Source organism: Paraburkholderia sp. (assembly GCF_035501035.1).
Lineage (GTDB): Bacteria > Pseudomonadota > Gammaproteobacteria > Burkholderiales > Burkholderiaceae > Paraburkholderia.
In genome coordinates this window covers 1-8698 of record NZ_DATJWR010000134.1, presented here as the reverse complement: position 1 = coordinate 8698, position 8698 = coordinate 1, and the positions used below count along the sequence as shown (strand labels likewise).

11 protein-coding genes are annotated in these 8698 nt (G+C 66.5%); 2 read left to right on the top strand and 9 right to left on the bottom strand.

The window, feature by feature from the left end:
- Positions 1 to 232, bottom strand: a 232-nt coding sequence (locus tag VMJ11_RS09430) for a flavin reductase (RefSeq protein WP_325619148.1), incomplete at its 3' end; no start/stop codon positions are given.
- Between the two features lie 327 nt (positions 233 to 559).
- On the opposite strand from VMJ11_RS09430, the gene VMJ11_RS09425 reads away from it, so the two are divergent.
- The gene (locus VMJ11_RS09425) at positions 560 to 1195 is read left to right on the top strand and encodes a response regulator transcription factor (RefSeq protein ID WP_325619147.1); all 636 of its coding nucleotides are present in this window, start codon (positions 560 to 562) and stop codon (positions 1193 to 1195) included.
- A gap of 76 nt (positions 1196 to 1271) precedes the next feature.
- Here VMJ11_RS09425 and VMJ11_RS09420 read toward each other — a convergent pair whose 3' ends face one another.
- From VMJ11_RS09420 to VMJ11_RS09400, 5 genes are read right to left on the bottom strand one after another with little or no spacing between them, the layout of a single operon-like run.
- Positions 1272 to 2015 (bottom strand): SDR family NAD(P)-dependent oxidoreductase, encoded by a 744-nt coding sequence (locus VMJ11_RS09420; RefSeq protein WP_325619146.1) that lies wholly within the window; start codon positions 2013 to 2015, stop codon positions 1272 to 1274.
- 24 nt (positions 2016 to 2039) lie between these two features.
- Positions 2040 to 3164: an amidase gene (locus tag VMJ11_RS09415; RefSeq protein WP_325619145.1), complete on the bottom strand. Its 1125-nt coding sequence runs from the start codon at positions 3162 to 3164 to the stop codon at positions 2040 to 2042.
- A gap of 26 nt (positions 3165 to 3190) precedes the next feature.
- Positions 3191 to 3727, bottom strand: a complete 537-nt coding sequence (locus tag VMJ11_RS09410) for a nuclear transport factor 2 family protein (protein ID WP_325619144.1) — start codon at positions 3725 to 3727, stop codon at positions 3191 to 3193.
- 4 nt (positions 3728 to 3731) lie between these two features.
- Positions 3732 to 4124, bottom strand: coding sequence for a hypothetical protein (locus tag VMJ11_RS09405; protein WP_325619143.1), 393 nt, complete (start codon positions 4122 to 4124; stop codon positions 3732 to 3734).
- Between the two features lie 32 nt (positions 4125 to 4156).
- A complete protein-coding gene (locus tag VMJ11_RS09400; RefSeq protein ID WP_325619142.1) occupies positions 4157 to 5353 on the bottom strand; it encodes an acyl-CoA dehydrogenase family protein in 1197 nt (398 codons plus the stop codon).
- A gap of 244 nt (positions 5354 to 5597) precedes the next feature.
- On the opposite strand from VMJ11_RS09400, the gene VMJ11_RS09395 reads away from it, so the two are divergent.
- Entirely contained in the window at positions 5598 to 7070 is a 1473-nt protein-coding gene (locus VMJ11_RS09395) for an ATP-binding protein (protein ID WP_325619149.1), read from the top strand.
- Positions 7071 to 7102: 32 nt separating this feature from the next.
- Here the strand turns inward: VMJ11_RS09395 and VMJ11_RS09390 are convergent, their stop codons facing one another.
- The 3 genes from VMJ11_RS09390 to VMJ11_RS09380 all read right to left on the bottom strand — a co-directional run.
- Positions 7103 to 7489: a tautomerase family protein gene (locus tag VMJ11_RS09390; protein WP_325619141.1), complete on the bottom strand. Its 387-nt coding sequence runs from the start codon at positions 7487 to 7489 to the stop codon at positions 7103 to 7105.
- 50 nt (positions 7490 to 7539) lie between these two features.
- Positions 7540 to 8040, bottom strand: coding sequence for an aromatic-ring-hydroxylating dioxygenase subunit beta (locus tag VMJ11_RS09385; protein ID WP_325619140.1), 501 nt, complete (start codon positions 8038 to 8040; stop codon positions 7540 to 7542).
- Positions 8037 to 8698 (bottom strand): RHO alpha subunit C-terminal catalytic domain-containing protein (locus VMJ11_RS09380; RefSeq protein WP_325619139.1); only part of this gene is annotated, 662 nt, incomplete at its 5' end. The genes VMJ11_RS09385 and VMJ11_RS09380, both read right to left, overlap by 4 nt.

Genomic DNA, 8698 nt, shown 5'->3' with positions numbered 1-8698 from the left:
TGGCGTTGCCTGCGAAAGCGGTGTGCATCGCGCTTGAACGGTTCAGGCAGACGAGCAGCGTGGGCGGCGTATCCGTGACGGAGCACACAGCGCTCGCGGTGATGCCGCAGCGGCCGAACGGACCGGCCGTCGTGATCACGTTGACGGCGGCTGACAGATGCGCCATCGCCTGGCGAAATTCGTTGCGGGCGTCGCTCACCGGGAGCGGGGTCGTGCTGGTTGTGTCGGACATTGGTGGGCTTTCCGTGCAATGGCGTTGGCTTCATGTGCAGCAACGCGGACCGCGCTGTGCATGGCATTCAAGCGTACGGCAAGCACCGTCTGAAAAACACTGTCGCGAATCGCCGGCGCGCTGGCGTCGTTCCCGAGCCGTCTAAAGGTTTTACCAGGACGTGGCCCCGTACTTAGGCTGCGCTTCGCAAAAGTACCGGTTAACGCGGGTTTTCACGGCTTTTCCGGCTGGTTATGATGGACTCGAACTGGCGAAAGCGTGAAGAGGAATAGGGCGGCACAGGGCGCGTCCGCAGCGTTTCGCAGCGAATCATGGGGGAAAGATCGGATGACTCAGCCTGCTCCGGTCATCTACATCGTCGACGACGACCACGGCATGCGCACCTCGCTGGCGTGGCTGCTGGAGTCGGTCGGCGTGAAGTCGGAAGGGTTCGCCAATGCGGGCGAATTTCTGCGCGCATTCGATCCTGACATCCCTGCGTGTCTGGTGCTCGACGTGCGCATGCCCGAGACCAGCGGTTTCGACGTGCAGACGGAGCTGAACCGCCGCGGCGCGACATTGCCGATCATCTTCGTGAGCGGCCACGGCGACATACCGATGTCGGTGCGCGCGCTGCAGAACGGCGCCATCGACTTCGTGGAAAAGCCGTATAACTCGCAGCAGATGCTCGATCGCGTGCAACGCGCAATGAAGCTCGCCACGCAGCGTCACGCGGCGGACCAGAAGCGGCGCGATCTGCGCAAGCGTCTCGAATCGCTCACGGGGCGCGAGAGGGAGGTGCTGCGCGGCGTTATCGACGGCAAGGGCAGCAAGCGCATCGCGGCGGACCTCGACATCAGCGTGAAGACGGTCGACGTGCATCGCGCGAGCATCAAGGACAAGCTCGGCGTGGCTTCAATTGCCACGCTCGTGCGCGACGTGATGGCGGTGTGGGATCAGGGCGAGCAGACGCACACGCCGTGAGGCGGCATGCATCCGGCACGTGCGGCTCGTGCGCCGCGGGTCTCGCCGTTGCCGGCGGCCCCGCAGGCAACGCGCTTTAGCGCATGTAGAGCCCGCCGTTGATGTCCCAGCACGCGCCATTGGCGAAGTAAGCGTTGCCGGAGGCGAGCAGCACGGCGGCGTCGGCAATGTAGTCGGCGGCGCCGAGGCGGCCTACCGGAATGCTCGCGATCACCTTGTCGAGCTTGTCCGCGGGCACGCTTTCGTGAACGATCGGCAGATCGAGCGGCCCCGGCGAAATGGCATTCACGGTCACACCCGAAGCGGCGAGGTCGCGCGCGAACACCTTCGTGAGCGTGATGGCGCCGCCCTTGGCTGCCGCATAGTGCGCACCGGTGGCCGAGCCGCCGTTCTGGCCCGCGAGCGAGGCAATATTGACGATGCGCCCGTCGCCCTGATTCGCGAAGTGCTGCCCGAACACCTGGCAGCCAAACAGCACGCTGCGCAGGTTGACGTCGATGACCTGGTCGAACTGCTCGGCCGTGATCTCCATGACGGGCACGACCTTCGAGGCGCCCGCGTTGTTCACGAGCGCATCGATGCGACCCCAGCGCGCGACGATCGCATCGCGCGCACGCACGAAATCGTCTTTCGACGTGACATCGAGCTTGAGCGCGAACGCGCTCGACGCATCGGCACTGAGGCCGCGCGCGGTGGCATCGGCGGCTTCGAAGGCCACGTCGCCAAGGGCGACACGGTAGCCCGCCGCATGAAAACGCGCGGCGATGACGGCGCCGAGGCCGCGCGCCGCGCCGGTAACAAGAACGACTCTGCTGGACATGGGTTTTCGGTTCCTTGAAGAATGTCAGCCGGCGAGGGCGGCTTCGAGTGCGGCGGCGACGGCGCAAACCTGTTCATCGGCGCCGTGACGCCCGACGATCTGCAGCCCGGCCTTGAGCGGCGAGCCGTCGATCGGCAGCGGCAGGCTCAGTGCCGGATGACCGCTCAAGTTGAACGGGCGGATCAGCGAAGACATCGCGATTACCGACACGCCACGCCGCGCTTCATCGAGCGTGATCGGCAGCGCGGGCAGCGTCGGCATCACGATGACGTCCACGTCACCGAGGACGCGATTGACCGCCTCGGTGAAGCTGCGGCGCACGCGCTCCGCCGCGCTCACCTGGTCGGGCGTCGTGGATGACGCGGCGCGCAGGCGCGCTTCGAGATCGGCGCCAAGCTTGCCGCTGTCGACGAGATGGCCGAATGCGGCCCACGTCTCCGCGTTGATGATCGCGAGGCCCGCCTGGAATGCGTCGGCGAGGCCTGCAAGCTCGATGGCCTGCGATACGAAGCCCGCACGTTGCGGCGCGCGCGCAACGGCCGCAAGCAGGTCCGCCTGCGCATCGACCTGGGCCACGCCGACCCTGCACGCGGTGACTTTTTTCAGCGCGGCGTCCTTGTCGAACGCGGGCGCGATCACGCCCATCGTTTCGGCGATCATGCGCACGTCGCGTGCAAACGGGCCGACGCAATCGAGCGTCGATTCGGCGGGCGCGACGCCGCGCCGCGAAACACGCCCGAACGTCGGCTTGAGGCCCGCTACGCCGCAGCACGCGGCGGGGCCGCGAATCGAGCCGCCCGTGTCGGTGCCTAGCGCCGCGTCCGCGAGCCCGAGGCCCACCGCGCTGGCCGAGCCGCTGGACGAGCCGCCCGGAATGCGCGACGCGTCCTGGGGATTGACGGGCGTGCCCGTGTAGTCGTTGATGCCGGTCATGCCGAACGCAAGCTCGTGCATGTTGGCCTTGCCGACGATGTTCCAGCCCGCGTCGAGCAGCAACTGCACGACTTGCGCGTGCTTTTGCGCGGGCGCGGCATCGGCGAGCGCGCGGCTTGCGCCGGTCGTGGGCATGCCCGCAATGTCGATGGTGTCCTTGATGGCGACGGTGGGTCCGTTGCCGCCAAGCGAGAAGGTACTGAGTAAGGCGCTCATCGATTCGGCTCCGTTAAATGGCTCGGTCAGGCTGTGGGACGCGGCGACACGCGCCACGGCGCATCGAAGAGGCGCTCGGTGCGAAAGTGCGCGATGAGCCACTGGGAAGCACCCGGCGAAGATTCCGAAGCAGGCACGAAGTCCACGTCGAGCCGCGCGCCGATCAGCTCGGCGCGGTCGTCCACGTAGCCCGAGGCCTGCAGCATGATCCAGCGTCCTTTCGCGCGCACGGGCGTCAGCATGTCGATGCTTTCGGACGTGAGAAAGTGCACGTTGGTCGCGAAATGCGGCTCGGGCGGCAGATAACGCGCGAGCATCGCGACGATGGCTTCGCGTCCCTCGATGCGGCCGAACTTGCTCGTGTACTGCGGGCCGATGCCTTCCCACAGCGCGTCGGCCTTGAAGAGGCGCCCGAGCGATTCCCCGTCGAGCGCACCGCTCGGCACGTCGCACAGCGCCATATAGCGCGTCATGGTCCTGCGCACGGCAGAGGCGCCTTCGAGCGCCGCGAGGCGCGCTTCGAGCGCCGCGATCGTACGCGTAGCGTCAGTCGTCATCGCCATGGGCTCACGCGCTCGCGGCGGGCGGCACCGCATTTGGCACGACCAGCGCGCGTCCCACGCGCGCTTCGATCTTGCCGTAGCGCCACAGGTTGTACTCGCCGACCGGCGTCGTGCGATAGAGATTGCAGACGGCCACGGCGGTGTCGAAGTCGGCGACGTCGGCCATGATGTAGAAGGTCCACGGCGAACCGGTGGCCTGGCCGACCACGAGGCGGTCGTCGTCCATGATGCCGAGCACCTTGACGCCGTCCATCGTCTCGACAGCGGCGAGCATTTTGCCGTACGCCTGCCACACTTCGCCGATCTCCTCGCGCGGCAGGTCGAAGAAGTTTTGCGTCACGCCGCAGCAGAACAGCACGCGTAGCGGCAGGGGGCGGTTGTTTGAAGTTTCGGACATCTGATTGATTCCTTGTGGTATGTGATCTGCGGTTACAGGTAACCCGGAATCGGCGGCACGCCGACGAACACGGCGCCTGCACCGTCGAAATTGCCTTCGGCGAGGAAGGCGTGCTGCGTGACCACCATCGCGTCGCGCAACAGGCGCTGCAGCGGGTGCGTGCGATAGATCGCCATCGTGCCGCCGAGCCGGTATGCGCGATGCACGACGTCGGCGCCTTCGCGTGCGATGTGGGTGGCAGAGAGGCGCAGCAGGCTGACCTGGTCGGGCGTCACGGGGTTGCCTGCGAGAATCGATTGCCAGACGCTGTCGGTTGATTCGTAGAAGAACGCGCGCGCCGAGCGAAGTTGCGCTTCGGCCTTCGCGAGCTCGATGCGGTAGTACGCGCGGTCCGCGAGTTGCGGCGCGCCGGTCGTCGTGCGGCGGCCGCCCGACATGTGGTTGGCGACGTCGAGCGCGGCGCGCGCGAGGCCGAGGTTCACGACCGCGAGCACCTGCGCCGCGTAGGCGACGGTGGGATAGCGATAGAGCGATTCGTCCACGCAGGGCGTGCCGCCGCGCACGAAGGTCCAGTCTTCGGTCACGACCTGGTCGGTCACGCGCAGGTCGTGACTCCCCGTGCCTTGCATGCCCACCACGTTCCAGTTCTCGACGATCTCCACCTGCTCGGGGCGGAACACGGCCGTGCGCGGCTTGTTCGGGCCGCTGCCCGCGCCTTCGCCGGTGCTGATGCCCACGCCGAGCCAGTCGGCGCCCTTGCAGCCGCTCGCGAACTTCCACGTGCCGTTCACGCGCCAGCCGCCTTCGGCCGCCTGCACGGACTGCACCGGGAAAAGCCCGCCCGCGAACACCTGGTCGGGGCCGCTCGCATAGATCTGCGCCTGGGTTTCGAGCGGCAGCGCGGCAAGGTAGACGTTGGCCGAACCGAAGCTCGCGACCCATGCTGCCGAGCCGTCCGCAACGGCGATGCGCTCGATCATCTCGAGAAACTCGCCTGGCGCGCGCGCGTCGCCGCCGAAGCGCTTCGGCGTGCCGGCGCGATAGATGCCCGCGCGCTTGAAGAGATCGATGACATCGCGCGGCACGTGCGAAAGCCGGTCGAATTCGTCGCGGCGCGCGGCCACCACGTCGATGACTTCGTCGAGCGGCAGGCTCTCGCCCGGCTGCGCGAGGCGGGCGTGTGCGCGGTGGTCGCTGTGGGATGGGACGGCGGTCGCAACGGATTGCATGGTGTCTCTCCTGAATTCCTGAGCCGCAAGGTTTAGGGCGTTGGGCGTCGCGTTCATTGGCGGGCGTCCAGTCTGGAACTCAGTCTAGAAAAGCAAAAAGGGGCCATCAATTGGGACGCCGTACCCATTTTTAAGTAGCGCTCCCCGCGCGTCTAAAGAAATCTTCAGATTCCCCGCGCGGCGCATGGATGCTATCGTTTGGGCACCACCTGGCGGGCACGCAGCCCGCATCGCGCTCACCACCATGACGTATCCCACCGAAGACGATTTCCGGCGTCTCCTCGACGCCCTGACGATGTGCGTGCTGCTGCACGACGCCGACACGAAGGCGATCGTCTGGGCCAATCGCGCGGCGTGCATCGCGCTCGGCTTTTCCGTGGAGGAGCTGTTGCCGCTGAAGGCGCGCGACATGACGCGCCCCGAGCCGAAATACGCGCGGGAAATCGCCGTGGCGGCGATGGACCGCTCGATCACCGAAGGGCCGCAGGGCTACGAGTGGTGCTATCGCTCGCGCACGGGGCAGGACATGCTTTCCGAGGCGATTGCAACGTATGTGCCGCTCTCGGAGCGCGCCGTCGTGATGGTCCAGTTTCGCGACATCAGCGCGGAGGAAGCGGTGCGCCAGGAACTGCGGCGCTACGAAACGCGGCTGCGCGAATTCATGCAGGATTTGAGCGAAGGCGTCGCGCTCCTCACGCACGATGGCGCGGTCCAGTTCATCAGCGACTCGGGGCGCCGCCTGCTCGGCCTCGCCGCCCATGACGCGCCGGGCTCCGTATTCGACTACTGCAGCGAGCACAACCGCGAACGCCTCGCCGAGCAGCTCGACGACGCGCCGCTGCAGCGCCCATCCGAGCCGCAACGCTATCGCATGATCCGGCGCAACGGCAGCGCGTGCTGGCTGCGCGTCACGTGCCGGCGGCTCGTGATCGAAGGCGACATCGACGGGCTCCTGATTCACTTTCGCGACATCTCCGACGAAGTCAGCATCGAGGAAGCGCGCCGCACCGAGGCACGCATGCTCGAATACGCGGGGCGTTACAACGCGATGGGAGAGATGGCCACGGCCATCGCACATGAGTTGAGCCAGCCGCTGGCGGCGGTGCGCAACTTCATCGAAGGCGCGATCCGGCGTCTCGAGCAGGCGGGGAGCGTCGAGGATGCGATCTGGGGCCTGCGCAGCGCCGACCGCCAGGCGGAGCACGCCGCGCTCATCATCAAGAGCGTGCGCGAATACATCGTGAAACGCGAGCCGACCGAAGCGCGTATCGACTTGCGCGAGATTCTCGCCGACGTCGCTTACTTCATCGAGCTGCGCGCGCGCGATACCGGTGTGCGGGCTCATATCGTGCAACCCAAAACCGCGTTGCCCGTGCTGTGCGAGCGCGTATTGATCGGGCAGGTGGTGCTGAATCTCGCCTTCAACGCAATCGACGCGCTGGCGGGCGTCGACGCAGACCGCCGTGACCTGACGCTCGCGTGCGAGGAAGCAGAAGGCAGGGCGCTCGTGCGCGTGATCGACAACGGTCCAGGCGTGCCCGCCGACGCGCATGGGCGCCTCTTCGACGGCTTTTCGTCGTCGAAGGCGGGCGGCAACGGCATCGGCCTGTCGCTGTGCAAGAACATCGTGACGCGCCACGGCGGAACGATCTGGGCGCTGCCGGCGGCGAGCGGCGGCCTCGAATGCTGCTTCGCGCTGCCGCTCAGTTTCGAATAGCGCCCGGATCGCGACGTCACTGCGCTCATCGATCAGCGTCCCAGTGAGCGCGCCGTCTTGCCGCCGAGGCCGAAGTCGGTGCTCGGAATGTCCTTGATGATGACGCGCGTCGCGTCGAGCGGCGAATCGAGCACGTCGGCGCTCGTTCTCGCCAGTGCTTCGATGAGCGCGGCTTTCTGCTCGGGCGTGCGGCCCGCAATCAGGATCGCGACGATCACGGGCAGCGAAGGCGGCGCGCCGTCGGCGGCACGCTTGCCGCCGATGCCGTAATGCGTGGCGGCCAGTTCGGTGAGCAGAATGCGCACGGATTCCACGGGTGCGCCGATCGCCTCGACGGTGGCATCCGTGAGCCGCCCGATCAACGACGCCTTGCGTGCTTCCGCATGGCCCGCGGGCAGATAGACTTCGAGTGTAGGCATGGTTTCGAATGGAAGCAGGGCGCGCGAGTCTTGCTGCGCGCCCCTGTTTTTTAGAGCAGGAAGCCGACCGCGCTCAGTGCCTCGGTCGAGTCGATCAGCCGGATCACCTTCTGCTGCAGTTTCGGTTCGCCGCTTGCGAAGCTGATGCGGTGCGTGAGGTCCGCCGCGAAGATCGTATTCGCCCCGCGCTTGTACGCGACGACGATCTGCGATGACTTGACTTCGACCGTATCGGCCGCGTCGCTCGACAACGTGAAGCGCGAAACCGTGCGCACCGTGCGCGCCGCGTCGCTCGCGGAAGCCGAATAGCCCGAGGTCATGCGCTGCACACGCATCTCGCGCATGTGATGGTCGTCGTACGCGTAGTTCAGCGTGGCGGCGAAATCGGTCGTATTCGGGTCGATCGGCACGACGTAGTAGCCCTGCGGGTCCCACAGGTCGAGCCATGCGTTGTATTCGCGCCGGTCCAGCATTTCAGCCTCGCGCCAGATGAACTGCACGGCGCGCGTAAAAGTCTCTTGTGTGTTGAGTACGTTTCGGTCGTCCATCATGCCTCCATCATCGCGCGCCACTGCGCATACGCTTCGCGCATGCCGGTTTCGTCGGTGGCGTGTGCGGTCTTTTCTCCGTTCGGGGCCGTGGTTTCGCGGTTCAGGCCGCGATTCACGAGAATCGGAATGTCGGGGCCGGCGTGGGCGCCGCGCTGCACGCGCTCCCAGGCTTCGGCATCATCAGGACTGCCAAATCCGAACGGGCCCTGGAAGTGCTCATGAATGCGCAGGCGCACGCGGTTGGCTTCATCGGGGCCGCCATCCATCGCGAGCGCGATGTGGCGGATTTCGGTTTCCTCGGCGGATATGGGCCGCAGCACGCGGAAAAATGCCATCGAGAGCGCGAGGTTCGGGAACAGGTTCAGGTTGAAGCCCACGCCCATCAACGAGCGCACGATGCGGCGCACTTCTTCGGGCGTGTGGCGTTCGGCGAGCTGCGCGGCCAGTTCCTGGAAGCGCTCGGGCAGCGGTGCGCCGTCGTCCTGGTCGAGATCGACGAGCTCGGGCATGAGCACGGCGAGGCTGTGGCCGTTGCCGAGCGAGCGGCAGAAGGCCTCGTCGCTCGTCATGAAGCTCGTGATCGCGGCGGCCGTTTCATCGTCGATCGATTTCATCCACGACTTGTGCACGACCGGGAAGTGATACAGGTCCGTGGTGT

Bases quoted from the DNA above. Each gene is read 5' to 3' on its own strand.
- VMJ11_RS09425 (WP_325619147.1), top strand. From the start codon at position 560: ATGACTCAGCCTGCTCCGGTCATCTACATCGTCGACGACGACCACGGC.
- VMJ11_RS09420 (WP_325619146.1), bottom strand. From the start codon at position 2,015: ATGTCCAGCAGAGTCGTTCTTGTTACCGGCGCGGCGCGCGGCCTCGGC.
- VMJ11_RS09415 (WP_325619145.1), bottom strand. From the start codon at position 3,164: ATGAGCGCCTTACTCAGTACCTTCTCGCTTGGCGGCAACGGACCCACC.
- VMJ11_RS09410 (WP_325619144.1), bottom strand. From the start codon at position 3,727: ATGGCGATGACGACTGACGCTACGCGTACGATCGCGGCGCTCGAAGCG.
- VMJ11_RS09405 (WP_325619143.1), bottom strand. From the start codon at position 4,124: ATGTCCGAAACTTCAAACAACCGCCCCCTGCCGCTACGCGTGCTGTTC.
- VMJ11_RS09400 (WP_325619142.1), bottom strand. From the start codon at position 5,353: ATGCAATCCGTTGCGACCGCCGTCCCATCCCACAGCGACCACCGCGCA.
- VMJ11_RS09395 (WP_325619149.1), top strand. From the start codon at position 5,598: ATGACGTATCCCACCGAAGACGATTTCCGGCGTCTCCTCGACGCCCTG.
- VMJ11_RS09390 (WP_325619141.1), bottom strand. From the start codon at position 7,489: ATGCCTACACTCGAAGTCTATCTGCCCGCGGGCCATGCGGAAGCACGC.
- VMJ11_RS09385 (WP_325619140.1), bottom strand. From the start codon at position 8,040: ATGATGGACGACCGAAACGTACTCAACACACAAGAGACTTTTACGCGC.